This is a genomic window from Gordonia tangerina (assembly GCF_021556435.1).
Classification (GTDB): Bacteria; Actinomycetota; Actinomycetes; order Mycobacteriales; family Mycobacteriaceae; genus Gordonia; species Gordonia tangerina.
The window spans coordinates 21773-48046 of the sequence record NZ_JAKGCU010000001.1 but is presented as its reverse complement, the minus strand read 5'-3'; the positions used below and the strand labels follow the sequence as shown (position 1 = coordinate 48046).

The window sequence follows — 26274 nt, the reverse complement described above, 5'->3', positions numbered from 1 at the left end:
CCTTGGGTTGAGCGGGAATGGTTCAGGCGGGTACGGACGCCAGGTCGGTGCGCAGCAGACTGCCGGCTCCGTCGATCGAGGCGGACAGGCCCAGGCCGCGCAGAATGCTGTAGGCACCGGCGGTGGCCGCCGACAGCACCGGGATGCCGAACTCGCGTTCCGCATCGTCGATCAGGGGGAGCGACGGCATCTGCACACAGCACGACAGCACCAGTGCGTCGACGTCGGTGAGGTCGAGCGAGCGGGCCGCGTCCATCACCCGGTCGCCGGGAATGCAGCCGACCTCGGCGTTGTCGGCGACCTCCAGGGCCCGCCAGTCGACGACGGTGAAGTCCTCGGCCTCCAGATAGGCGACAACCTTCTCGGCGAGTGGCCGCATGTACGGCGTGACGATCGCGATCCGCTTCGCATCCATTGCCCGCAGCGCCTCCACCAGGGCGCCGGCGCTGGAGCGGATGATCGCGTCGGAGCCGCCGGTGGCGAGTTGTTCGGCGACGGCACCTTCGACGCGTTGATGCTCGCCGGGTCCGCCGACCATGAGTGCCACGAGACACGCGTAGAGGATCGCGTCGGGCGACGCGTCGGCGATCTCCATGACGCAGCGTTCGCGCTGCGCATTCATCGCCGCGAGTTCTTCGGCCGACACCTGATGCATCCGCATCCGGGTCGAGTGGAAGGAGAACGCGGATACCGGATGGCGGTTCAGCAGCGCCGGCATCTCGGTCTCCACGGTGACGTTCGAACTCGGCACCACGAGGCCGATGCGATGGACACCCATGTGTCTGTGGTCCTTTCGATTTCGGCCGACGAACGGGCCGCTCGACGCCACGTTGACGCCAACGACAATTATTCGACGCAAACGAAAATTCGTCAAGGGTGCGCCACAACCGGTCCTGAACTGGGCAAACAGCTGCGACACGGGCACAATCGGGTGACCGTACTCACATCCAAGCCTTGACAGTGAGTCGTCGGCGTCGAATACTCAACGCCAACGTCAATCCAGCTGACAAAGGAGTACCTGGCCATGGCATACGTGATCGGAGTGGACGTCGGTGGGACGTTCACCGATGCCGTTCTCGACGACGGGAACGGCCTGGTGGTCGCCGGTAAGGCGCCCTCGACACCACCCGACTATTCCGAAGGCGTGATGGATGTCCTCGCGGTGCTCGCCGAGCAACTCGGCCGACCGCTCGACGACATGCTCGCCGATACCCATCACATCGCGCACGGCACCACGTCGTCGCTGAACGCGTTGGTGATGAACAAGGTCCCCGACGTCGGGTTCCTCACCACCAAAGGTCACCGCGACTCGATCTACATCATGAACGTGGAGGGCCGCTACCTCGGTCGGTCGCCCGAGCAGTTGCAGAACGTGATGGCGCAGAGCAAGTCCCACGGACTGGTGGACAAACGCCATGCGCTGGAGGTGACCGAGCGGGTGGACCGCGACGGTCGGGTCATCGTGAACCTCGACGAGGACGAGGTCTGTGCGGCCGTGCGCACGTTGCTCGACCAGGGCATCAGCGCCATCGCGGTGTCGCTGCTGTGGTCGTTCCGCAATCCCACCCATGAGCAGCGCATCCGGGACATCGTGCACGAGATCGACCCGACGGTGTTCGTCTCACTGTCCAGCGAGGTCAGTCCACGCATCCGGGAGTTCGCGCGCAACGCGACCACCATCATGAGCACCCAGATCGGGCCGGGCCTGCGCGACTACCTCGGCGAACTCGAGGGTCGACTCCGCGAACACCAGCTGGCCGGTCCGCTGCTGGTGATGCAGAGCAACGGTGGTGCGGTGGCCGCGTCGGAGGCGCCGGGCAACGCGATCTCGACTGTGGGTTCGGTGCTCACCGGTGGTGTCGTCGGCTCGGTGTCGCTCGGCCGCCAACTCGGCCACGACAACATCATCGCGACCGACGCCGGCGGCACCACGTTCCTCGTCGGCCTGGTCGTCGATGGCGAGCCGGTGCGGTCGTCGACGACGATCATCAACCACCATCCGATCAACGTGCCCACGCTCGAAGTCCACGCGATCGGCGCGGGTGGCGGAGCGATCGCCTGGCTGGATGCCGGTGGCAACCTGCAAATCGGTCCGCACAGTGCGCAGGCCGTTCCCGGCCCCGCCTGCTACGGCCAGGGCGGCACCGAGCCGACCAACACCGACGCCAACCTGGTGCTGGGTATCCTGCCCGAACGCGGCTTGCTCGGCGGGCGTAAGGCGCTCGACATCACCAAGGCACGCGAGGCCATCCGGACCCGCATCGCGGAACCACTCGGCCTGTCTGTCGAGGACGCTGCCGCCGCCATCTACGCGGTGCAGAACGCGCAGACCGGGGACCTGCTGCGCAAGACCGTCGTCGAAGCCGGCCACGACCCCCGCAACTTCATCGTCTACGCCTTCGGCGGTTCCGGGCCTGCGCACTGCGGGCTGTACGCGCAGGAGATCGGGGCATCGCGGGTCGTCGTCCCGCTCGGTCAGGTCGCCTCGGCGTTCTCCGCCTACGGCCTGGCATCGTCGGATATCGTTCTCGCCAAGGAACTCTCGGACCCGGCCGCGATGCCGCTGGATCCCGCCCGGGTGGAGCAGAACTTCAAGGTGCTCGAGGAGCAGGTTCGTGACCAGCTCGACCGGCAGGGCCTGCACTTCGCGTCTATTGTGATGGAGCGCGAGATCGACATGCGCTACACCATGCAGCTGGCCGAGGTCGCCACGCCGCTGCCCGACGGGTCGCTCACCTCCACCGAGATCGCCGATGCAGCTGAGGCATTCGAGAAGAAGTATGCGGACCTGTACGGCAAGGACAGCGGGTTCCGCGAAGCCGGTATCCAGGCCATCACCTACCGCGTCCGCGGCACCGGCGTCCTGCCGTTTTCTCCTGAACTGCCAGAACTCGCCGTCGCCGACTCCGCCGACCCGAGCGACGCGCACGTCGGGATGCGCAAGGTGTGCCTCGACGGCCGCCGCGGATTCGTCGACACCGACATCTACGACTACGCGCGCCTGCGCGCCGGTCACGTCATCGCCGGGCCCGCCGTCATCGAGGTGCCGACCACGACGGTGGTGATCCCGCACGACACCACCGGCGAGATCGACCGCCTCGGCAACCTCACCATCACCGTCGACCAGGCATAAGCCAACAGCCACAGGAGTTCTGTATTCATGACCGCACCCATTCCCGGCTCGGAGATCTTCTCCAGCCGCCCGACAGACCTCGACGCGCTGGCCCGCTCACTGCCGCCATCGCTGCCCGTTCACACCGTCACCCAGGAACAGATCGACGCCGTCGATCCCCTCACCTACGAGGTGATCCGGCACCGCCTGTGGTCGGTGACCGACGAGATGGGCGAAGCGCTCAAGCGTATGTCCGGATCACCGATCGTGACCGACGCCAACGACTTCGACTTCGCGGTCAGCGACGAGATCGGCCAGGAGGTCCAGGTGGGCCTCTACAACACGATGCTCGTCGGCGCCGTCGACCTCGCCATCTACTGGACGCTGCAGAACCGGTCGACCAACCCCGGCATCACCGAGGGCGACATGTTCCTCTGCAACGACCCGTGGGTGGGCGGCGGACTGCACCAGAGCGACGTCATCGTCTACCAGCCGGTGTTCTACGACGGCCAGCTGTTCGGCTGGACCAGCGCCATCTGCCACGAACCCGACCTCGGCGGGTCCGGACTCGGCTCCTTCGACCCGGCCGCCAAAGATGTCTTCTCCGAATCGCTTCCGACGCCACCGATCAAGGTGGTGCGTGACTTCGAGTTACAGCGCGACGTCGCCGACGTCTGGGTCCGGCGGTCGCGGGTGCCGATGCTCGTCGGTCTCGACCTGCGCGCCAAGATCGGTGCCAACAGTGTGGGTCGCGACCGTCTGCTCGCCGTCATCGAACAGTACGGTGCGGACACGGTGAAGGCCGTGATGAAACGGATGATGGCCGACGCCGAGAGTCGGCTGCGCGCCAAGCTGACCGACCTGCCCGACGGTACCTGGCACGCCACCGGATACCAGGATCAGGCGCAGACCGGTGACCGCGAGGTCCACAAGATCACCGTCGCGATGACCAAAGAAGCCGATCACCTGTCGTTCGACTTCACCGGTACCGACCCGCAGACCGGCGTCATCAACTGCACCTACGCCGGTATGCGGGGCGGGGTGATGCTGGCGCTGCTGCCGATCCTCGCCGGGGACATCCCCTGGTCGGCAGGCGGATTGATGCGCTGTTTCGACCTGATCACCGAGGAGGGGACGATCAACAACGCCACCTTCCCGGCCGCGGTGAGTCGCGGACCGATCGGCCCGGCCTGGCTGACCGGCAACCTGATCGCCGAATGTCTGGCGCAGATGCTGGACCGCCATCTCGAACTCGGGAAGAACGTGCAGGCGTCGTGCTGCGGCACCTGGGACACCGCCGTCGTCGCCGGTCTCGACGAACGTGGCGAGCAGCCGGTGCCGTTCCTCAACATCATGATGGAACCGATGGCCGGTGGCTACGGGGCCCGGCCGGTCGCCGACGGGATGGACACCGGCGGCCTGTTCTGCATCCCGATGGGCCGCATCCCTGACACCGAGATGACCGAGTTCCTCTACCCGCTGCTGACCCTGTGGCGCCGTGAAGAACCCGACTCCGGCGGGCCCGGACGGCATCGTGGCGGTGTATCGGCGTCGTTGGCGGTCACCCCGTATGGAACGAGTCTGCCGATGGGACTGGTGTTCGCGTCTGCCGGGAAGGCAGTCGCGCAGAACTCCGGGCTGGCCGGCGGTCTGCCCGGCAACACCGGGCTGGAGATCCTCGCCCGCGCATCCGGGGTGCAGGAGCTGTTGGCGCAGGGCACGATTCCGGCAACACTGGACGATCTGTCCGGCGACAAGGAACTCGGCCCCTGTTACGCCGAAAGCTACCTGGCGCCCGGCGAGGTGCTGTACATGCACTGGCAGGGCGGTGGTGGCTACGGCGATCCACTGCGTCGCGAGCCCGACGCGGTGGCCGACGATGTCCGCAACGGCAAGGTCACCGCGACTGGCGCGGCCGACAACTACGGCGTCGTGCTCGCCGGCGGACAGGTCGACGAGGCCGGCACCGAGAAGAAACGCGGCGAGCTGCGCAAGATCCGCCGCGACCGGTCCGATGTCCCGCAGAGCCAGGAGGCGAACCTCGACCTGAGCCGTGCGCGTCGGCTCGACGACAATCTCGTCGAGGTCACCATCGGGGAGTCGCGCGCAGTCGGATGTGCCCACTGTGGACGGCTTCTCGGTGACAGCAAGTCCGGACGCCTCGACCTGGCTCGCTACGACGGTCCGTCGAGCGACGCGGGACCGCAGGTCACCTCCGATCCCGGTGAGTACGTCGACACCGAGGTCGTGTTCCGGCAGCAGTGTTGTCCCGGCTGCTGGACCGCGATCTACTCGGGCATCGTCCCGGTCGACCATCCCGATCGGGTCGCCGAACTCGCCCAGCTGCTCCCCGCGGTGGCGGGCCGATGACGATGACGAAGCCGGCCGGTCGAGCGCGATGGGGCGATCGGCTGGTCGGGTACCCCGCGGACCGCGCCGAGGCATACCGGAGGGCGGGGGAGTGGACGGATCGGCCACTGGCACATCGCCTGCAGGACAGTGTCGACAGATATGCCGACCGGCCTGCCGTGACCACCGATGCCGGCACGATCACCTACCGCGAACTCGGGCGGCGTACCGATCAGATCGCCGCTGGGCTGCTCGACCTCGGATTGTCTCCGGGGGAGCCGATCATCTTCCAGGCGACCAATCGGCTGGAAACGGTGCTCACCTGGTACGGCTGCATCAAAGCGGGACTGGTGCCGGTGGCCACCCTCGCCGCGCACCGCGGACACGAGATCGGTCACATCTCCCGCGCCGTCGGCGCCGTGGGTCACGTCGTGGAGGCGGGCCTGTCGTTCGACCTCGTCGACTTCGCTCGCGAGCAGGCACAAGGACATCCGACTCTGCGGACGATGCTCACCATCGGTGCACCCGCAGGTGAGGGGACCCCGGTGGAGACGCTAGGCGCTGACATCGCACCCGACGACGCCCGCGCACGGGTCGCGGCGGTGCAAGCCGAGATCGATCCGCTCGACGTCGTCGCGTTCCAGCTCTCCGGCGGTACCACCGGCGTGCCCAAGGTGATCCCGCGGCGCCACGTCGAATACTGGGACAATGCGCGGCTCTACGCACGCCGCCTCGGCTGGACCGAGGACACCCGGGTCGCACACCTGATCCCGATCATCCACAACGCCGGGATCAGCTGCGGGCTGCACGCCGCACATTCCGTCGGTGCCTGTCTGATTCTGGCGACCGCCGATGTCACCCAGGCATTTTCGTTGATGGCGCGAGCACGGGCCACCGACGTCCTCATCGGCCACGGCCACTATCAGGCCGTCGCGAGTCCGGCGTTCGACGAGGTCCGACCAGTGCTGCGCACCGTCATCCTGTCCGGCGCCAAGGTGAGCTCCGAGCTGTTCGAGCGCGTCGACGACGGCGAGAAACGATGGGCGGGGCAACTGTTCGGGATGTCGGAAGGTCTGTTCACCGTCTCCCCGCACGAGTCGCCGGCGTCGGCGAGGATGACCACGGTCGGCACACCGATCGCGGACACCGACGAGATCCGCATCCTCGAACCCGGCACCGAGACCGAGGTGGCAGACGGCGAGGTCGGCGAGCTGACCTGCCGCGGGCCGTACACCATCCCGGGCTACTACGATGCACCCGAACACAATCGGATGGCCTTCACCTCCGACGGCTTCTATCGGACCGGAGATCTGGCGTCCATCGTCGTCATCGACGGCGTCCGGTATGTCTCGATCGACGGGCGCATCAAGGACCTGATCAACCGCGGTGGCGAGAAGATCAACGCCGAAGAGGTCGAACAGCTGCTGGTGACACACCCGAACGTGGCGAACGCGGCGGTCGTGGCCATGCCCGATCCACGTCTGGGCGAGCGCACCTGCGCATATCTCGTGACGGTGGACGGTGCAGTCCTGTCGATGTCCGAGATGCGCGAGCATCTCCAGGCGCGCGGCGTGGCCAAGTTCAAATGGCCCGAACGTCTCGAGTTCGTGCGTGCGTTTCCCCAGACGAATGTGGGCAAGATCGACAAGAAGCGGCTCCGCGCCGACATTGTCGCCAGGCTTGCCGAAACTCCAGATCAGTGAGGAAAGACCGATGAATCTCAGGCGCATCGCCGTGCTCGGCGGCGGGCCGGGCGGCCTGTACGCGGCACGGCTGCTCAAGCGCAGCCACCCCGACGCCGACGTCACCGTCTACGAACAGGGCTCGCCGGACACCACATTCGGGTTCGGCGTAGGGCTGGCGTCGCGAACCCAACGCAATCTGCGGGAGGCCGATCCGGCGTCACTCGACGCCATCGTCGACGTGTCGCATCCGCACGAGATGTCGATGCAGGTGGGCGATGATGTGGCACGGCTGTCCCACGGTGAACTGCTCGCCATCGCACGGACGACCCTGCTCGAGGTACTGCAGAGGCATGCTGCCGACGTCGGTGTGCGGCTGGAGTTCGGGCAGCGCCGCTCCGTGGGTGAGATCGACGCCGACCTCATCATCGCCGCCGATGGAGTGAACAGTGCCACCCGTGCCGACCTCGCTACCGAGTTCCGACCGCACATCACCACCGGTGACGGCCTCTATCTCTGGTGCGGAACCGATTTCGCCCTCCCGAGTGCGATCTTCACCCCGGTGACCACCGAACACGGCACCTTCGTCGCCCACGCCTATCCGTATGCCGCCGACCGCAGCACCTTCCTGATCGAGACCGACGAGAACACTTGGTGCAAAGCTGGTTTCGACGCATCGACGGCAGCGACGGCGGCTGCCGACAGTGACGAGGCGTCGCTGCGGTATCTGGAAAAGGCGTTCGCACAGACCCTGGGCGGCCATCGACTGATCGGCAACCGCACCCGCTGGATGCGCTTTCGCACCGTGACCTGCGAACGGTGGCACACCGGCAACGTCGTACTGCTCGGCGACGCCGCGCACACCGCCCACTATTCGATCGGCTCGGGTACCAAGCTGGCGATGGAGGACGCCATCGCGCTCGACCGCGCCGTGGGAGACGCATCGAACCTCGAGGACGCGCTGACGGCGTATGAGGCCGCCCGTCGTCCGGGCGTCGAGTATCTGCAGTCGATCGCCGCTCGCAGCGAGCTGTGGTGGGAGTCGTTCCCGAGCCGCACCGACATCCCCGTCGAGCAGTTGATGATCGCCTACATGACCCGGGCCGGTAAGGTCGGGTTGGATCGGTTCGTGTCGTCGGCGCCCGACGTCGCCACCCGCGGTCTTGCGGACTACGCCGGGGTGGACCCGGCGCGCGTCCCCGCCGAGCGACTGGCCGACTGGGTGTTGGCGCGGCCGCTGGCCAGGCACGGGTTGACCTTTCCGCGGCGGACCGCTCCGCAGTCGCTGCGGGATGAACCCGGCACCGAGGTGATCACCGTGGACCTCGGTGCCGCGTGGGGGGCCGGCGCCGACGACATCGTCGCGCGATCGGCGGGTGCATCCGTGCTGTGGCTGACCGGCAGTGCTGACCGCAGTGCGGTGCTGACCCGCCTCGATCTCGGTGAACGGTTGCGGCGCGAGACCGCTGCGGTGGTGGTCGTCGAGGCGCCGACCGACGCCCAGGACGACTTGGTGGCCGGGCTGGTGAGTCTGCGTGCCGATCTGGTGTGCATCGTCGATGCCGCCAGGCGGGGCTGCGTGTCCGAGGTTGTGCACACCGCCGCGGTCTGACGGCACTATTCTTCGCCTATGACCAGCTCGACGCCGAAGGCGACCACCGAGGACACGGTGGCCACCGCCGCCAAGGGCGGCCGAAGCAACTCCCGGCGCGAGCTGGTCGAGCGCGAGATCATGGAGCAGGCCACGCGGCTGTTCGCCGAGAAGGGTCTGGCCAGCACCACGCTGCAGGACATCGCCGAAGCGACCGGGCTGACCCGGCCGGCGCTGTATCACTACGTCGCGAACAAGGACGAACTGTTCTCCCGGCTGGTCAGTGAGATCGCCGAGGAGCCGGCGGTGTTGCTGCACGAGATCAACCAGCGCGACGATCTCGACCCGGTCGCCAAGGTGCACGAGATGGCGATGTCGATCGCGTTGCACCAGACCCAGACGCTCGATCGGTTCCGAGTGCTGATCCGGTCCGAGGCCGAGCTGCCCGCCGGGGTGGCCGACACCTATCGGCAGAGCCGTCGGCGGGTGCTCAAGGAGTTGGTCGCCGCCATGGAGGAGGGGATCGACGCGGGGCAGTTCCGGCCGGCCGATCCGCGGGTGTCGGCGCTCGGCATCGTCGGCATGCTCAACTGGATCGCGTGGTGGCATCATCCGGGCGACGCCGAGGCCGACCGCACCATCGCACGGCAGCTGGCTGACATGGCCGTCCACTCCGTGCTCGACCCCGTTGCGGGCGACACCGAGCCGGGAGCGGAACGGGTGATCGCGCAGATGCGGCAGGGGTTGGACTATCTCGAGAGGTCGGTGCGGGCCGAGGGTTAGGGCGAGTCGGCGAGCAGTTTGTCCAGCGTTTTGAACGCCGCGTGCCATCCGGACGCGGCGTACCCGTACTGCTCGGGCGTGAGGTTTCCGCCGGTTTGGCTGAACCGAAGTTCGGTACCGCTGTCGATGGCTACGAAGTCGGCGGTGAGGACTTCGCGATCGTCACCAGATTCGTCGGTCATGGTCAGGACAAGCCTGTGGGGCCGCTGTACCTCGAGATACTCACCGTGCCAGTGGAGGTCGGGCATCTCCTCGCCGAGGATCATGGTGGCCATCCAAGTGCCGCCGGGGCGCGCGTCGATCGAGACGGAGTCGACGGGCACCTCGTTGGCGCTGCCGCCAAACCACGTGGAGAAGAGTGTCGGAGTCGTCCACGCGTCGAACACGGCATCTGGAGTGGCGTCGAAGGTATGGGTCAGTGTTGCGCCGGTCGCGTCGGTCATCGTGAACCTGGTCTCCTCGCGATGCCTGTGGACATCGGCGATATCAGCGCGGACGGGTTCGTCCGCCGTGACTACAGACGTCGAGAGTGGCCAGAATTCATCGCTCATCCCGGCAAGAGCCGACTCGCCACCATGGACTGGCTGCTCACGCCTCTCGGCGATTCTCAGTACCGCTCGATGCCAGGCGGATTCCAGGTGTGATCGAGCACCGGTGCCAGTGGTGCAGCTGTGGCTGTCGAGTTGATGGCCCGCGAGGTCCGTGCGCGACGCATCGACACCCTCCAGTCGATCCGCGACATCTCCGCCATGTGCTGCGGCTCCTGTTGCTGGGACGTCTGTCCGACGTCGACTGATGCAGTTCGGTGGGGACCGAAGAATGCCTGCCGATCCGGGATCTGGCCGAACGATGGGTGGCCCACCAGCCAGCAGTGCTACCGTCACGAACTAGAACACGTTCTATTTCGACGACGAAAGGCCGGTCATGACGGTGGAACAGGGGACCCTGAGCGAGCAGATCAACGCGACGGTGGACGCGTACGTGGAGCTGTTGAACAACGGCACGGCCGAGCAGATCGCCGATCTCTACGCGCCCGACGCCACCGTCGAGGACCCGATCGGCGCTGAACTACGCACCACCCGCGAGGAGCTGATCGAGTTCTACTCCGTCATCACCGGGATGGACGAGCGCACCGCGACACTGAAATGGAAGAAGATCGCCGGGGACACTGGGGTCTTCGAGTTCACCCTGGTCACCGGCACCGCCGGGATGAAGTTCGAGATCACCCCGATCGACATCATGGTGTTCAACGCCGACGGCAAGGTGTCGTCGATGCGAGCGGTGTGGGAGCAGTCCGACCTCAAGCAGCTGTAGTCAGCGCCGCCCGGTCGGGCGCAGCACGATCTCTTCTGGATGGGCGTCGGCCGACGTGGTGACCGCATGCACCACCGCCGACGCGACGGTGGAGGTGGTCAAAAACCGCTTCGGATCGTAATCATCGCCTTCATTGGCGACGATGTCGCGCTGCATGTCGGTGTCGATCCGGCCGGGGAAGATCGAGGTCACGCGCAGCGTGGGTTCCTCGGCGCGCAACGCGTCGGCGAGCGCACGCAGGCCGAACTTGCTCGCCGCGTACGGCGCCCAGCGGGGATTGGCGCGGCGGCCGGCGCCGGAGTTGATGAACACCACATGCCCGCCCGCTGCGCGCAGTGCGGGCAGCAGCAGCCGTGTCAGCTCGGCAGCGGCCACCAGGTTCACTTCGAGTACCTGATGCCATTCCTCGACCGGGGTGTCGGCGACGGTCTCCAGGCTGCTGCCGACGCCCGCGTTGTGGACGAGTACGTCGAGCGACGAGATGGCCTCGACGGCGGCCTCCACCTCCTCGTAGTCGGTCAATTCGACGGGGAAGGTGCTCGCCCCGTCGAGCGAGGCGGCGAGCTGGTCGAGTTCGGGTGAGGGGCGACCGCCGAGCAGCAGGTCGTGGGTCGGTGCGAGCTGTCGGGCGATCTCGGCGCCGAGGCCACGGCTGGCCCCGGTGATCAATGCGGTCGACACGGCATCGACGTTACCCCGGCGCGCATCTGTGACCTCCTCGCTGCGCGACGACCGTCGACCCGGTGCAGAATCGACGGGTGGCCCGGTATGGATTCACCCCGACTCAGTTGTCAGCCCGCGCCGCGTACCTGCTACGCGGCAACGATCTGGGCACGATGACGAGCGCCGCGCCCAAGCTGTACCCACATATGTGGAGCTGGGACGCCGCTTTCGTCACCGTCGGACTTGCGCCGTTATCGGTGGAGCGGGCGGTGATCGAGATGGACACCTTGCTGTCGGCGCAGTGGGACAACGGCATGATCCCGCACATCGTGTTCGCCAACGGCCGCGACGGGTACTTCCCCGGTCCGGCGCGCTGGGAATGTGCGCGCCTTGCGCCGGCGGCCCCCGACGCGCCGGACACCTCCGGCATCACCCAGCCGCCGGTGCATGCGATCGCCGTGCAACGCATCCTCGACCACTCGCGCCGCCACGGGCGCACCACACGGTCGGTGGCCAACGAGTTCATCGACCGTCGCTGGGCGTCGCTGGTGCGGTGGCATCGCTGGCTCGCCCATGCACGCGACCCGCACGGCAACGGCCGCGTCACCCTGTTCCACGGCTGGGAATCGGGGATGGACAACTCGCCGCGCTGGGACCGGCCGTATGCCAACGTGGTGCCCGGGGTGGATCTGCCCGCCTACGTGCGTGCCGATCTCGACCACGTCGGTGACTTGTCGATGCGGCCGTCGGACCTCGAATACGACCGCTACCTCTGGCTGGTCGAGCAGATGAAGCGCTCCAACTACGACGACGACCTGCTGCCGAAGGTGATGAGTTTCGCCGTCGAGGACGTCTTCGTCAGCGCCATCTTCTCGGTCGCCTGCGATGTGCTGGCCACCATCGGCGAGGACTACTCCAAACCGCGCTCCGATGTTCGCGACCTACGCGCGTGGGCCGACCGATTCCGCGCGGGTGTGGTGGCGTCGGCCAACGAACGCAATGGCGCCGCCCGCGATTACGACCTGCGCACCGACCAGTGGATCAACACCGAGACCCTCGCGGTGTTCGCGCCGCTGATCTGTGGCGGGCTCTCGCGTGAACGCGAGCGCGCCCTGCTGCGGCTGTTCGACGGCCCGCGGTTCTGTGGCCATCCTGATCTGCGGTACGCGGTGCCTCCGTCGACGTCGCCGATCTCGATGGACTTCCGGTCGCGCGAATACTGGCGCGGTCCGGTATGGCCGGTGATGACGTGGCTGTTCAGTTGGGCGTTCGCCCGTCGCGGCTGGACCGAACGATCGGCCCGGCTGCGGGAGGAAGGCTTGCGGCAGGCCACCGACGGCGCGTTCGCCGAGTACTACGAACCGTTCACCGGCGAGCCGCTGGGCAGCATGCAGCAGAGCTGGACGGCGGCCGCGGTGCTGGACTGGCTGGACTGAGCTGTGCGTTCCCGCGCACGCTTATCCCGCTGCTCCTGGGTGACCCAACTCGCTGATCGTGGGCAACCTCGCTCGCTAATTGTGGGTGACCTCGTTCGCTGGTCGTGGGCAACCTCGTTCGCTGATTGTGGGTGACCTCGTTCGCTGGTCGTGGGCAACCTCGTTCGCTGATTGTGGGTGACCTCGTTCGCTGGTCGTGGGCAACCTCGCTCGCTGAATGTGGGCAATTTCGCTCGCTGATTTTGGGTGACCTCGTTCGCTGATTGTGGGTGACCTCGCTCGCTGATCGAGTAGGTGACGAGCGCAGCGAGGAGCCGTATCGAGATCAGGTGACGTCCGACGATGGTCGAGCATTCATGTGACGCAAGTGGTCTCGATACGCCGCCTCGCCTAGCGGCTCGGTGGCTACTCGACCAGCGGAGGGTGGTGTGGCTGGTTGTCTGGCGGAGGGTCGCCTGACTGTTTGCCCGGCGGAGGGTTGTCTGGCGGAGGGGGGTGTGGCTGGTTGCCTGGCGGAGGGTCGCCTGGCTGGTGGTCCGGCGGAGGGTGGCTGGTGGGCTCGGCGCGCCATTGGCTGGGCGACTGCCCGAACCGTTTGCGAAACCAGCGACTGAAGTTGCCGGGCGAGGCGAAGCCGAGTGATTCGCTGATGTCGATCATCGATTGCCGGCGGCCGGCGACCATGTGCTGGGCCAACTCCGCGCGGGTGTCATCGAGAACCGCGGAGAACGAGGTGCCGTCGTCGTCGAGCCGACGGTGGACCGTCCGCCGGTCGACGCCGAGGCTGCGGGCCACCTGCTCGACCGAGCACCGTCCGGTGGGCAGCAGTAGTTCGACGAGTTCGCGTACCCGATGCTCGGTGGTCGGCGCGCCGGGAGTGTCGATATCGCCGAGCAGCTCTTGGGTGTATTGGCGCAGCGTCGGGTCCGCCATTGCATTTGCGGTGTCGAGATCCTTTGTGTAGAGCGATATCCCATCGAAGTCGGCGTCGAAGCGGACCTGAGGGCCGAACAACGAGTGGCACACCCGCGGGTCACGCGGCGGCGGGTGCGTGAAGGAGACGCTCAACGGACGCCACCCCGGCGAGATGAACCCTTGGATCAACAGATGCAGCACGCCCACAGCGAGATCGCTGGACTGCCGGAAATCACCGGGGTAACCCAGGTCCAGCGCGACGCGCACGGTCGCGATGCCCGATTGCTCGGTCAGCCGGATGCGCAACGCCTCGTTGTACATGTGTTGATGACGGATCAGTAGCAGCAGCGCGCTGCGCACGTCGGGCTCTTCGCGCAGCACCAGACTCAACGGTCCCAGATGCGACAACCTTCGGAACTGCGCCAAGGCGAGACCGAGATCGTCGCGGTCGGCTGCGGCTGCGGCACGTTCAAGCACCTCAACGGCCGCCTCGGCCGGGATCCACCGATCCTGCAGGCCGATGCTGGCCGGATCCAGGCCGACGTCACGCATGAGGCGTGCGGGATCGAGCCCCAGCGAGTGCCCCAGCTCGACGAAGTTGTTGAGCGCCGCGTAGCGCGCCAGAGGTTTCACACCCCAAGTATGTCCCCAAATGAACAGTGGTGAGTCCCGTACGGAAAAGAAATGCGTCTCGCCAGTCCATAACGTGGTCTGCATCACAAACGAAATCGGCGCGGCAGGTCATCACACGCTCGCCGCCGCGCCGGGGACAGAGAAGGGGCCGCCATGGCGAAGGCAGTTCGATTCCACGAGACCGGCGGGCCGGAGGTCCTGCGATGGGAAGCGGTCTACGTACCCGAACCGGGAGTCGGGGAGGTCCGCATTCGGCACGAGGCGGTGGGACTCAACTTCGCCGACACCTACTTCCGCACCGGACTCTATCCGGCGCCCCTACCCGCGGGGATGGGTGTGGAGGCGGCCGGCACCGTCGAGGCCGTCGGGCCGGGTGTCGCGGACTTCGCGCCCGGCGATCGCGTCACCTACACGGGCAGCCCCCTCGGCGCCTACAGCACCGAACGGGTGATGCCCGCAGAGCATCTGATCGCCCTGCCCGACGAGATCGGTTTCGACACCGCGGCGGCGATGACGATGCGCGGGTTGACCACCGCATACCTGCTGCGCCGCATCTGGCCTGTCGCGGCCGGCGACACCGTGTTGCTGCAGGCCGCTGCCGGCGGGGTCGGCCTCATCTTCACTCAGTGGGCTCGTCTGCTGGGTATCCGCGTCATCGGCACAGTGTCGACCAAGGCCAAGGCCGAGGTCGCCCATGCGCACGGCTGTGACGAGGTGATCATCTACACCGAAGAGAATGTGGCACAACGTGTCCGCGAACTCACCGACGGTGTGGGTGTACGAGTGGCCTACGACAGTATCGGTGCCCGCACCTACGCATCGTCACTCGCATCGGTCGCACGGCGCGGTCTGCTGGTGTGCTTCGGCACCGCATCCGGTCCGATGCCGCCGATCGATGCCATGCAACTGGCGCTCGCCGGGTCGGTGTACGTCACCAGGCCGGCGCTCGCCGACTTCATCGCCGACCCGGCCGAACGCCGAGAACTGGCTGCCGAGCTGTTCGGACACGTGGCCGCCGGGCGGATCTCCATCGAGATCAACCAACGCTATGAGCTCTCCGACGCCGTTGCCGCACATCGTGACCTGGAATCCGGGCGCAGTGTCGGCTCGTCGGTGTTCTCGGTCTGATCACACGACACTCACGAAAGGAAATCCGATGACCACCGCAACTCGAACGAGAGCGACGTCCAGCACTTTTCAGGTCGAACAGCTGACCTGTTCGATCGGAGCGGAGATCACGGCGTGCGACCTCGGCGAGGTCGCCTCCGATGCCGACCTGTTCGCCGAACTGCGCGCGCTGTTGGTGCAGCACAAGGTGTTGTTCTTCCGCGACCAAAACATCACGCGGGCCCAGCATGTCGCCCTCGCGCAACGATTCGGACCGCTCGAGGATCATCCGGTGGTCGGCAGTGACCCCGACCAGCCCGGTCTGGTCCGCATCTACAAGGACCTCGACAGCCCGCCCGAACACTACGAAAACGCCTACCACTGCGACGCGACCTGGCGGGAGAACCCGCCGTTCGGCTGCGTGCTGCGCTGCGTCGAGGCGCCGCCAGTCGGTGGCGACACCATCTGGGTGAACATGGTCGAGGCCTATCGCCGGCTACCGGCGACGGTGAAGGATAAGATCGCGAATCTGCGTGCGCGCCACAGCATCGAGGCGAGCTTTGGCGCGCGGATGTCGGCCGAGCAGCGCGCGGCGCTGCACGCGCGGTACCCCGATGCCGAACACCCGGTGGTCCGAACCCATCCGGACACCGGCGACGAGATCCTCTTCGTGAACTCGTTCGCCACCCATCTGGTCAACTACCACACCGCCGACAACATCCGATTCGGCATCGACTATGCGCCCGGAGCCGCCAACCTGTTGCAGTACCTGATCAGCCAGGCATCCATCCCCGAGTACCAGGTGCGGTGGCGCTGGACGCCGAACAGCATCGCCATCTGGGACAACCGCAGCACCCAACACTATGCCGTCCAGGACTACTGGCCGGCCGTCCGAAAGATGGAGCGCGCCGGGATCATCGGCGATCGTCCCTTCTGACCCCGGGCGCACGACACCACCGGCCCACCCATCCACGCCGACAACACAGTTGATTCACCATCAGTGAAGGAGCACGACCATGCATTTCCACGACGACGCACTGTTCCCGGAGAACCAGGACAAGCTGGTCATCACCGCAGCGCCCTACGGTCCGGAATGGGAACCCGACGACTTCCGTGATGACCTGCCTCTGACGATGGAAGAGCACATCCAGCAGGCCGTCGACTGCTACGAGGCCGGCGCCAGCGTGCTGCACATCCATGTCCGTGAACTCGACGGTAAGGGCAGCAAGCGGTTGTCGAAGTTCAACGAACTGCTTTCCGGACTGCGCGAGGCGGTGCCGGAGATGATCCTGCAGGTCGGTGGCTCCATCTCGTTCGCCCCTGAAGGTGAAGGCGCAGATGCCAAGTGGCTGTCCGACGACACCCGGCACATGCTGGCCGAGTTGGATCCGGCACCGGACCAGGTGACGATCGCCATCAACACCAGCCAGATGAACATCATGGAGTTGATGGCCGCCGACGACATCGGCGGCACCTCGCTGGCACGTCCGGAGCTGGCGTCGACCTACCGGGAGATGACGGTCCCCGCCGGACCGGCCTGGGTAGAGGAGCATCTGCGACGCCTGCAGACCGCGGGAATCCAGCCGCACTTCCAGCTGTCGAGCATCCCGCAGCTGGAGACGGTGGAGCGGCTGATCCGCCGCGGCGTCTACACCGGCCCCCTCAACCTCACCTGGGTCGGCATCGGCGGCGGCTTCGACGGCCCCAATCCGTACAACATCATGAACTTCATCCAGCGCGTCCCGGACGGCGCCTGCCTGACGCTGGAGACGCTGATGCGGTCGGTACTGCCGGTCAACGCGATGGCGATCGCGATGGGCCTGCACACCCGATGTGGCAACGAAGACACCATCTGGGGCAGGGTCGGTGAGAAGATGACGTCGGTACAACAGATTGAACAGTTGGTCCGGATCGCCGGTGAACTGGGGCGTGAGGTGGCCGGCGGCAAGGAAGCCCGTGAGATCTACCGGATCGGCGAACAGTATCGCGACGCCGACGAGACACTGGCGAAGCTGGGCTATGCGCCCAACCGGCGCCCCGGGCAGGTCGGCTTCACCCACCACGGATTCCAGACCCAGGGTTGACGGGGCCCGTTACACCCTCACCCGTCAGACCATCCTCATCGGTGACCGGACCGGCCGGCTTCGGCGCGGTCCGGTCACCGAGCAGACGTCGCTCACCTCGGAGTGATCGACGTGCGCCGCCGCATCTTGCGCCCTCACATCTTTCACCCGCACCGCCAGGAGCCTCCCATGGGCACTCCCCTCTCGTCGATCCCACCGGCCGACGACACCTCGCTGACCACCCACCCCGCTTCGCCGCGGACCACCAGACGCCGCCTCTACCCGTGGCTCGTGTTCGCGCTCACCTTCGCTCTGCTGATCTCCGACTACATGTCCCGGCAGGTCCTCAGCGCCGTCTTCCCGTTCCTGAAGGCCGAGTGGTCGCTGGCCGACTCGGAACTCGCCTCACTGACCAGCATCGTCGCCCTGATGGTGGGGTTGCTGACCCTGCCGCTGTCGTTGATCGCCGACCGCTGGGGCCGGGTGCGCAGCCTCGTCGTCATGGCGGTGCTGTGGTCGATCGCGACGCTCTTGTGCGCCATCGCAAGCAACTACGAACAGATGCTGGCCGCGCGTTTCCTCGTCGGCGTCGGCGAAGCCGCATACGGCAGCGTCGGAATCGCGCTGGTACTCAGCGTGTTCGCGCCTCGGGTACACGCAACGCTCAGCGGGGCGTTCATGGCCGGCGGCTCGTTCGGGTCGGTGCTCGGTGTCGCGCTCGGCGGCGTGATCGCGGTGCATCTGGGGTGGCGCTGGTCGTTCGCCGCGATGGCGGTGTTCGGGCTCATCCTGGTCGCGCTGTTCCGGCTGATCGTCACCGAGCGCAAAGTCGCCGAGAACTCGGTGGACGACGTTGCGCCACGTGGCGTGGTGAGCAGCGCCGCGCCGTCGGGTCCCCGGCGCGCGCCGGTGTCGAGCTTGTTCACCAACCCGGCGGTTCTCTGTGCGTATGCCGGCGGCGGTCTGCAGATGTTCACTGCCGCCGTGCTGTTGTCGTGGACACCAAGTTTCTTCAACCGGTTCTACGGTCTGGCCCCGGACAAGGCCGGCATCGCGGCGGCCGGGATCGTGTTGCTCGTGGGTAGTGGCATGGTGGTGTGTGGGTTCATCACCGACCGTGTCGGGCGTGTCGACATCCGGCGTAAGTGGTTGAGCGCGATCGCGTTCTGCGTCATCTCACTGGTGTGCTTGACCGTCGGTTTCGGTCTGGCTGCCGGTGCGTCGCAGGTGGCGTTGATCTGTCTCGGCGGATTCTTCGTCGCGGGATCATCCGGCCCGACGGCGGCGATGGTGGCCAATCTGACGCATGCCTCGATGCGTGCCTCGGCGATGGGGTCGCTGACAGTGGCCAACAATCTGCTGGGTCTGGCGCTGGGGCCGTTCGTCGTCGGCATCCTTGCCGATTGGGTGGGATTGCGTACAGCCCTGCAACTCTCGCCGCTGGTCTATGTCGCTGCGATCGTGGCGTTGGCTGCGGGGTATCGGCTGCATCCGCTCGGCGTGCGCAAGCTGGCAGCATTGCAGGCTCGGTCGGCCGGAGGTGTCCGATGAACCGGGGCGAACCGACGGTAGTGATCGTCCCAGGTTTACGCGATCACCTCGCCGATCATTGGCAGACGCATCTGGCCGCAGCGCTCGACTCAGTCATCGTACCGCCGCTCGAGCGGGACAAGCTCAGCCGGCAGGCGAGGGTCGCCGCCCTCGACGAGGTGCTGCATCGTGTGCGTGGGCCGGTGGTGCTGGTGGCGCACAGCGCCGGGGTCATCACCACGGTGCACTGGGCGCAGCATCCGACGCGGGAGATCGCGGGCGCGTTGCTGGTGACGCCCGCGGACCTGGAGCTACCACTTCCCGCAGGGTATCCGAGCACTGCGGACCTCGATGACGGCGGTTGGAACCCGATCCCGCGCCGACGGCTGCCGTTCCCGTCTACGGTTGCGGCGAGTCGATCCGACCCACTGGGCGGTTTTCGACGCATCACCGGTATGGCGGAGGTGTGGGGCAGTCGCGTCGTCGACCTAGGCGATGTCGGACACCTCAATCCGGCCGCCGGTTACGGCCCGTGGCCGCGGGGATTGCAGCTGACCTACGAACTGCTCGTGACGGTATCTGAGCAGAGGTCGGCGTGATTGCCGCGGAGGACGACGACAGGTCATTGGTGGACCGTCTGAAGTCCGATGGGTCCTGGAACGAGCTGTGGACCGGGCTCGACGAACTCGACCCTATCTGGACCGAGGACTACCTCACCGCGGTCCTCGAGCCCTACCAGAGTGGCGTGCTCCCGCCACAGGTCGTGCAGCTGCTGTGCATCGCGGTCGACGCCGCGTGCACGCATCTGTACGAACCCGGATTGCGGCGACACATTCGCGCCGCTCTGGACTGCGGGGTGACGCAGCGTGAGATTCTGGAGGTTCTCAAGATGACGACCTCGGTGGGGATTCACTCGATCAACGTGGGTCTACCGATCTTGTTGGAAGAGAGCGAATCTCATTGAGTTGGCGGCGGTCCATGACGCGGCCCGTCGCCGCGCTGCTCGTCCTGTGTCTCGGCGGCTTCGGCTTCCTTTCGTCGTTGGCGGTTGCGTTCGCGTTCTTGCTGTCGGCGGGCGTGTTTGGCTGCCACCCGAGGTGTGGAGCGGGTGGGTGGTGTCGGCGGCGGCGGCGTCGTTGTGTCGGTGCTTTTGTCGGCCGCCGGTGGTGGCGGTTTAAATCGGATACGTCGTAGTCCGGGGAACAGTTTCTCCATGCTTTCGGTATCGCCGGCGATGACGAGGCCTTCGGGAGTGATGAACTCGGTGCGTAACCGGCCGTGGCGGTCGCGGTACTGGTCGTCGAGCCACGACCCGAACGTCTTACGGATGTGGGAGAAGCGGTCTTTGACGTTCAGGTTGTCCGGTTCGGTCTGACCACCCCTGGCCGGATCAGCATGGTTGTATTCGGCGACGTGATCGATATCGGCGCGCCACGCGGGGGTGTCGTTACCAGGGATAACGCTGTAGGCATCCCGAATCCGGATGAACATCTCCAACGCCGAGGACAGCCGATACGGATCCGACGGCAGGTGCGCATCCAGCGTGAACCCGCCATCCGGGTCGGGTTCGGTCCCCTCGGGCACCAACGGCTTGATGACCGCGTCCTTACGCGCCGCCAACTCCCGCACATGTGCGTCGTCGATGACGCCGTAGCCGTCGATGAATCCGGCATGCTCAGCACCATCCAGGGTGGCCTCGTCACACACCACGTGGATGACGATCTTCGCATCCGCCGGTGGCACCGTGGTCGCCTCCGGGATCACGGCGGTGCAGGTGTCGACACCACATAGGCATTCGAACGGTGTGCCCGACAACAGCGCGAACATCGCATCTGAGGCCCGTTGCTGGCGGGTTCGTTCGTCGTTGTCGCACACCGCGTCGGCCAGCTTACGGACCGCCTCGGCGGCGATGCGTACGTTTTCGGCGGCCATCGTCGCCGAGATCTCGCCCATCCCGTCACCGGTGTTCGTGGAGTGCACACCACGCTTGTCGAGGGCCTGGCGGCGGCGTTCACGTACCGCATCCGGGTGATGCCGGAAAATGATCCGATCGCACATGTCGCGCAGCCGATGCGCCGACCACGCGGTGGTGTGGGCGTCGAGTTCGGCGGCGATCTCGGCATCGACCGCAGCCGCATACGGCTGCCCATCGACCAGTTCGGTGCGGGAGATGATCTTGACGACCAACTCGGCAGTGATCCGACCATCGCGCAACCGCTGCGCCACTTGTGGCAGACGGTCGCGTAACGCGACCGCTTGATGCAGGAACTTTTCGGCCGCACCCTGACTGATGGCTTGGCTCACCGCGATCCGGGCGGCGCAGTCGGCGAACCCGTCATGCAGCAACAGGGCGTGATCATCGGATTCAGCACCGACCAGGCGGGTGTGGAGTTCAGCGGCGATCTGATAGCGATGCCACGCCAGGAATGCCTCACCGCGTGCATCGGCGACCAGCGCGCCGAGCAGATCATTCGTCTCCCGCGACCCGACCTGTTCGGCCGGTAACCCGCCGGTGAACAGCGACGGTAGGTCCGGCCACGGCGACGGGTCACTCCACCACGACGCGATCGACCAACCCGGACCCGACACGAGACACACCTTCCAGAGACAGCAACGGGGGCAGCACGAGACCACAACCCACATATCTCCGAAAGGAACAGGCCGACATTCACGGCCCGCCCGACTCACATCATCACTTCGTCGATCTCGCTGACACCAACTTACGACACCCCACCGACAAGAACGTTCGCACAGGTCAGCGCCCGTTCAACAGCAGAAGCCAGTCATCCGAACTGCGGACGCCGGCGCGGGACACTGGCCCGAACCATACCCACGGGTGTAGACAGATCACATCGGTTGAGCGAGCGCACCCGGGGAATCGAGGCATCGATGACAGAACCGAGCGTGATCGGCAGCCGTGCCCGCATCCGATTCTCCGCCGAACGCTCGCCCACCGACCGCAACACGGTCATCGCGGTGGTGATCATCATCGTGTTGGGCCTGCTGCTGGTTGCGGTGACCTGCGTGCCCTCGTATGCGCCCGGCGTCGTCCCGTGGGAGTTCGGCTACCCGCCGTCCGAGCAGGCGCGGCTCGACGAGCTGCGCGGCACCCTCGCACCCGACCTCGGGCTCATCCTCGGTTACGTCCTGTCGCTGGGCGGGCTGGCGTTGCTGGGACGTCTGCTGGCCTTCACCGCGCCCTACCGGACGGTGTCCACGGTCGCCGGGGTGGGCATCGTCGCGGCCGGTCTGTTCGACATCGCCGAAAACCTGGCGCTGGCCACCGATTGGACGCTGGGGAACCTCGCCGCATCGGCGGTGTTCGCGACGGCCAAATTCGCGCTGCTGATCCCGGCGTCGGTGATCGCCCTGTGGTCGCTCGTCGGACTGGTGAAGGCCATCGTGGCGCGCCGCTGGGTGCGCAGACACGGTGCGCAGGCGTGGGCGCCGACACCGAGAACCGACCGCTGGGCAGACGAACCCCGCTGGGATCGCGCCTATCTGACCCCTACCAGCGACACGGGAGACACGACCGCGATCTGCTTGTCGGGTGGCGGGGTGCGGTCGGCCTCGGTCGCGTTGGGAGCGATGCAGAGCCTCACCGGACGCGAGGTCGGCGGCCTCGAGCCCGACTACGTGGTGTCGGTGTCCGGTGGTGGTTACACCGCCGGCGCATTCCTGCAGGCCATGCGCCGGAACGCGCCGCGGACCGGGTCGTGGCCGAAAGACATGCAGGCCCGATATGACGCGGACGACGTGCAGCAGGTCGGTCTCGCCGACCTGTTCGGGGAGGGCAGCGAGGAGTACGACCACATTCGGCGCCGTGCCAGCTACATCGCCGACAGTCCGGCCGAGATGATTGCGGCACTGGCCATCATCGCCAAGAACATGTTGTTGTCGCTCACGATCCTGTTCACCCCGGCGGTCATCGCCGGAGTAATCGCCGGGATCGTCTACGCCACCATCCCAATGGCGGCGATCGTGCCGGTACCCGATGAGAACACCGCGGATTCGCCGGCCGATCCGAATCAGGCGAGTCTGTTCGCCAATTCCACTGCGACGCTGTGGGTCCTGGGTGTTCTCGGTGCGATCTGCTTCGTGCTCTTGGTCGCCGCCGGCTACACTGAGGCGCGATCGGCCTCCGAGAGTGGGGAGCGGTGGCGGGAGCGACTGTCGGGTGTCGCCGTGTGTTTCGCGGTAGCCGTGGCGATCATCGCGGTGATGACGGTCGGTGCACCAGGCCTGATGCGGCTGGCCGATTCGGTGCTGTCGTCGTCGCCGGCCGGAATCGCCTGGAGCGCGTCGGCAGTCGCGCTGCTCAACTATGTGGCGCTGCTCGCCGCGATCCTGTGGCGCAACCGGGGACTCGTTGGCAAGCTCGTCGCCGGGATCCGGGGCAAGCCGGACGCGCCGCGCAAGGGAGTTCCCCGCGGCGCGGTGCAACTGCTGCTCGTGCTGGCGACTTTGGCGGTGGTGGTCGCGACGTGGTTTGCCACTTTCGGGGGCGTCGGAGCGTGGACGTTCGACACCTTTGTCGCCCATCCGGTCGATCAAGGAGCGCAGACCCGCGACATGCTGTCCGGCGAAGATGTTTCTGCCGGCGGCGCAGATCACAGCGGCGTGTGGTGGGTCCTGTCGATAGCGGTCATCCTGGCGATCACACTGTCGCTCTACGACGTGACCTCGTCGAGTCTGCAGCCGTTCTATCGGCGTCGGCTGGCCCGTGCGTTCGCGGTCCGCCGGGTCCGCAGCTCCGACGGCGACGGCATGACCGCCCAGGCGTATCCGAGCAGCGAATCCACCGAACTCGCGGACTTCGACATACCCGACGCTACACCGCACTTCGTGTTCGCTGCCGCGGCCACGATCTCCGGTCAGGAGAAGCCGGCCGCAGGACTCAATGCGGTGCCGTTCACCTTCGGCACCGATTGGGTGGGTGGCCCGGACGTCGGCTGGGTGTCCACCCGAATCCTGAAGCAGTTGGCCCCACCGCGCATCCGTCGGGACCTGACCGTGCAGGCCGCGGTCGCGGTGAGCGGGGCGGCGTTCGCCTCCGCGATGGGCCGGATGGGCTCGGGATATCAGAAACTGTTCGCCATCTCCGGTGCACGCCTGGGGACCTGGCTGCCGAACCCGGCCTTCCTGGCCGCGTCGACGCACCAGCAGAACAACTGGTCCTGGCCACACGGGCTGCCGCGCTACCGCGGCGCCGGCTACCTGTATCGAGAGGTGCTGGGCCTCAACTCTGCCCGCGGACGACTCCTCCAGATTTCCGATGGCGGACACTATGAGAACCTGGGCCTCGTCGAGGCGTTACGGCGCCGCTGCACCACCATCGTGTGTATCGACGCCAGCGGTGACACCCCACCGAATCTGAGTACCTTGGCCGACGCGATCCGCTTGGCCCGTGCCGAACTAGGCGTCACGTTCTCCTTTCCCGAACAGGGTGGCGGAGACGACCACACCGCGGAGAATCTGGCTCCCGGGACTGGAACAGCCTTCGACCCCGACGACGACTTCGCTGCGTTGAACGCGCGCATCACGAGGCAGTGCGTGGTGACTGCGACCTTCACCTATCCGCCGAAGGACGGTGTGTCACGGACCGGTCGGCTGATCCTGGCGAAGGCGGTCCTCTGGCAGAACTGCCCGGACTGGTTGATGACGTATGCCAACACCCATTCGATCTTCCCGCATGACAGCACGTCGGATCAGTGGTTCGACGAGGGACAGTTCGCCGCCTACACCCAACTGGGGCGCCTCATCGGCGCCGAGGCGCTACGCGTGGTGGGCAGCGCAGGCGCCCCGCCGGTCAGTACTCTTCGGCGCCGATGAGTGCCGCGGTGTCGTCTACCTCGTGGTCGGCGGCAGCCTGCGTACGGACGAACGCGACGGCGGCGACGGCGATCACACAGTAGAGTGCGGCAAACCAGAACGGCGCGGACACCGAGCCGAACCAGTCGGCAAGGTGGGCCACCAGCACAGCGGAGACGGCCGCGCCCATCCACCGCAGGAAGCTGTAGCCGGCGCTGGACACCGACCGCGGGGTGGAACCCTCACCCGAGGACATCGCGACACCAGTGAACAGGGTGTTCAACACACCCGAGGGAAGGCCGGACAGGATGACCGCGATCCCGATCAGCGCCACCTGGTCGGTGAGCACGCCGATGGCGGCGAGCGCCATCACGATGGCATACACCGAGATCGCGCTGATGACACCGCCCTTCTGGCCGATCCGTTCGGCCAGCCACGGCGCGATGAACACGCCGGCCAGCGCGGTCAGCAGGCCCCAACCGAAGAAGATCAGGCCGGCGTAGATCGGTCGCAGCCCCATCGCGATCGGCGCCCATGCGATGACGGTGAACAGTGCACCGGTGTAGAACGCGGACCCGATCGAGGTGATCAGCAGCGTGCGGTTGCGCAGCGCCTTCAGCGGGTCGACGATCCGGACCGGCGTGCGCGTGGCGCGCGGGCCATCCGACGGCAACATGACCGCGCACAGGATCGCGCCGGCCAGCATCAGCAGCGCGGTGCCGGCGAAGGGTGCGCGCCAACTCCATTCGCCGAGAACGGCTCCCAACAGCGGACCGACGGCCAGGCCGACGCCGAGCGCGGCTTCGTACAGCATGATCGCGCCGTGCTGGCTCCCCTTGGCCGCGGACACGATGAACGCGAGCGCGGTCGCGATGAACAGCGCATTGCCCAGTCCCCAGAGCACCCGGTAGGCGATGAGTTGATCGATCCCGCTCGCAAACGATGAGATCCCGGCGGCGATCACGATCAACGTGAGACCGACGGTGAGGGTGCGTTTGGGGCCGAATCGGTAAGCAGCCCAACCGGTCAGCAACATCGCGACACATTGGATACCGACGTAGACGCCGAACAGCAGGGTCAGCTTCTCCGGTGGCGCATTCAACGCTTCGGCAATGCTGTTGAGGATGGGGTCGACAAGGCCGATACCCATGAAGGCGATAACCGCGGCGAATGCGGTCACCCAGACTGTGCGCGGCTGTTGGCGGAAGGTCTCCAGCAGTGATGGTTCGTGGTGTTCGGCCGGCTGGGGGACGGGCCGGTTCTCGGTGACGGTCATGGTTACCTC

At 66.6% G+C, this 26274-nt stretch carries 21 protein-coding genes; 15 read left to right on the top strand and 6 right to left on the bottom strand.

The features are described from left to right. Nucleotides 1-22: 22 nt before the first annotated feature. Nucleotides 23-778 carry a maleate cis-trans isomerase family protein gene (locus L1892_RS00195; protein WP_235721440.1) on the bottom strand — a complete coding sequence of 252 codons (756 nt, stop codon included), beginning with the start codon at nucleotides 776-778 and terminating at the stop codon, nucleotides 23-25. A gap of 246 nt (nucleotides 779-1024) precedes the next feature. On the opposite strand from L1892_RS00195, the gene L1892_RS00190 reads away from it, so the two are divergent. The 5 genes from L1892_RS00190 to L1892_RS00170 are packed head-to-tail and all read left to right on the top strand — an operon-like array spanning nucleotide 1025 to nucleotide 9517. After that, nucleotides 1025-3133, top strand: coding sequence for a hydantoinase/oxoprolinase family protein (locus L1892_RS00190; RefSeq protein ID WP_235721439.1), 2109 nt, complete (start codon nucleotides 1025-1027; stop codon nucleotides 3131-3133). 27 nt (nucleotides 3134-3160) lie between these two features. Beyond that, entirely contained in the window at nucleotides 3161-5482 is a 2322-nt protein-coding gene (locus L1892_RS00185; RefSeq protein WP_235721438.1) for a hydantoinase B/oxoprolinase family protein, read from the top strand. Further along, the gene (locus tag L1892_RS00180; protein ID WP_235721437.1) at nucleotides 5479-7164 is read left to right on the top strand and encodes a (2,3-dihydroxybenzoyl)adenylate synthase; all 1686 of its coding nucleotides are present in this window, start codon (nucleotides 5479-5481) and stop codon (nucleotides 7162-7164) included. Before L1892_RS00185 ends, L1892_RS00180 begins: the two co-directional genes overlap by 4 nt. A 10-nt stretch (nucleotides 7165-7174) precedes the next feature. Next, entirely contained in the window at nucleotides 7175-8755 is a 1581-nt protein-coding gene (locus L1892_RS00175) for an FAD-dependent monooxygenase (RefSeq protein ID WP_235721436.1), read from the top strand. 18 nt (nucleotides 8756-8773) lie between these two features. Continuing rightward, complete coding sequence (locus L1892_RS00170; RefSeq protein WP_235721435.1) at nucleotides 8774-9517, top strand: TetR/AcrR family transcriptional regulator; 744 nt, start codon at nucleotides 8774-8776, stop codon at nucleotides 9515-9517. Here the strand turns inward: L1892_RS00170 and L1892_RS00165 are convergent. Further along, a complete protein-coding gene (locus L1892_RS00165; protein WP_235721434.1) occupies nucleotides 9514-9960 on the bottom strand; it encodes an SRPBCC family protein in 447 nt (148 codons plus the stop codon). The two genes, L1892_RS00170 and L1892_RS00165, sit on opposite strands and share 4 nt — an antisense overlap. Before the next feature lie 21 nt (nucleotides 9961-9981). Here L1892_RS00165 and L1892_RS00160 point away from each other — a divergent pair, with 21 nt between their 5' ends. Next, entirely contained in the window at nucleotides 9982-10161 is a 180-nt protein-coding gene (locus L1892_RS00160) for a hypothetical protein (RefSeq protein ID WP_235721433.1), read from the top strand. Nucleotides 10162-10441: 280 nt separating this feature from the next. Further along, entirely contained in the window at nucleotides 10442-10831 is a 390-nt protein-coding gene (locus L1892_RS00155) for a nuclear transport factor 2 family protein (RefSeq protein ID WP_235721432.1), read from the top strand. Here L1892_RS00155 and L1892_RS00150 read toward each other — a convergent pair whose 3' ends face one another. Further along, a complete protein-coding gene (locus tag L1892_RS00150) occupies nucleotides 10832-11512 on the bottom strand; it encodes an SDR family oxidoreductase (RefSeq protein ID WP_235721431.1) in 681 nt (226 codons plus the stop codon). It lies immediately after the preceding gene. A 77-nt stretch (nucleotides 11513-11589) separates the two neighbouring features. Between L1892_RS00150 and ggh the strand changes: the two genes are divergently transcribed. Beyond that, nucleotides 11590-12930, top strand: coding sequence for a glucosylglycerate hydrolase (ggh, locus tag L1892_RS00145; protein WP_235721430.1), 1341 nt, complete (start codon nucleotides 11590-11592; stop codon nucleotides 12928-12930). 405 nt (nucleotides 12931-13335) lie between these two features. Here ggh and L1892_RS00140 read toward each other — a convergent pair whose 3' ends face one another. Next, entirely contained in the window at nucleotides 13336-14478 is a 1143-nt protein-coding gene (locus L1892_RS00140; RefSeq protein ID WP_235721429.1) for an AraC family transcriptional regulator, read from the bottom strand. Nucleotides 14479-14631: 153 nt separating this feature from the next. Between L1892_RS00140 and L1892_RS00135 the strand changes: the two genes are divergently transcribed. The 6 genes from L1892_RS00135 (at nucleotide 14632) to L1892_RS00110 (ending at nucleotide 20142) form a co-directional block, all read left to right on the top strand. After that, nucleotides 14632-15606, top strand: a complete 975-nt coding sequence (locus L1892_RS00135; RefSeq protein ID WP_235721428.1) for a quinone oxidoreductase family protein — start codon at nucleotides 14632-14634, stop codon at nucleotides 15604-15606. A gap of 28 nt (nucleotides 15607-15634) precedes the next feature. Continuing rightward, the gene (locus L1892_RS00130) at nucleotides 15635-16522 is read left to right on the top strand and encodes a TauD/TfdA dioxygenase family protein (protein ID WP_235721427.1); all 888 of its coding nucleotides are present in this window, start codon (nucleotides 15635-15637) and stop codon (nucleotides 16520-16522) included. Nucleotides 16523-16601: 79 nt separating this feature from the next. Further along, complete coding sequence (locus L1892_RS00125) at nucleotides 16602-17669, top strand: beta-keto acid cleavage family enzyme (protein ID WP_235721426.1); 1068 nt, start codon at nucleotides 16602-16604, stop codon at nucleotides 17667-17669. Nucleotides 17670-17837: 168 nt separating this feature from the next. Continuing rightward, nucleotides 17838-19199, top strand: a complete 1362-nt coding sequence (locus L1892_RS00120; RefSeq protein ID WP_235721425.1) for an MFS transporter — start codon at nucleotides 17838-17840, stop codon at nucleotides 19197-19199. Continuing rightward, the gene (locus L1892_RS00115; protein ID WP_235721424.1) at nucleotides 19196-19777 is read left to right on the top strand and encodes an RBBP9/YdeN family alpha/beta hydrolase; all 582 of its coding nucleotides are present in this window, start codon (nucleotides 19196-19198) and stop codon (nucleotides 19775-19777) included. Before L1892_RS00120 ends, L1892_RS00115 begins: the two co-directional genes overlap by 4 nt. Then, nucleotides 19774-20142, top strand: a complete 369-nt coding sequence (locus L1892_RS00110) for a carboxymuconolactone decarboxylase family protein (protein ID WP_235721423.1) — start codon at nucleotides 19774-19776, stop codon at nucleotides 20140-20142. The genes L1892_RS00115 and L1892_RS00110 overlap by 4 nt, the downstream gene beginning before the upstream one ends. Here L1892_RS00110 and L1892_RS00105 read toward each other — a convergent pair. Beyond that, complete coding sequence (locus L1892_RS00105; protein WP_235721422.1) at nucleotides 20136-21767, bottom strand: DUF222 domain-containing protein; 1632 nt, start codon at nucleotides 21765-21767, stop codon at nucleotides 20136-20138. The genes L1892_RS00110 and L1892_RS00105 overlap by 7 nt on opposite strands. A 300-nt stretch (nucleotides 21768-22067) precedes the next feature. Between L1892_RS00105 and L1892_RS00100 the strand changes: the two genes are divergently transcribed. Further along, the gene (locus L1892_RS00100) at nucleotides 22068-25010 is read left to right on the top strand and encodes a patatin-like phospholipase domain-containing protein (protein ID WP_235721421.1); all 2943 of its coding nucleotides are present in this window, start codon (nucleotides 22068-22070) and stop codon (nucleotides 25008-25010) included. Here L1892_RS00100 and L1892_RS00095 read toward each other — a convergent pair. Then, the gene (locus tag L1892_RS00095; protein WP_235721420.1) at nucleotides 24988-26265 is read right to left on the bottom strand and encodes an MFS transporter; all 1278 of its coding nucleotides are present in this window, start codon (nucleotides 26263-26265) and stop codon (nucleotides 24988-24990) included. The two genes, L1892_RS00100 and L1892_RS00095, sit on opposite strands and share 23 nt — an antisense overlap. Nucleotides 26266-26274: the final 9 nt, after the last annotated feature.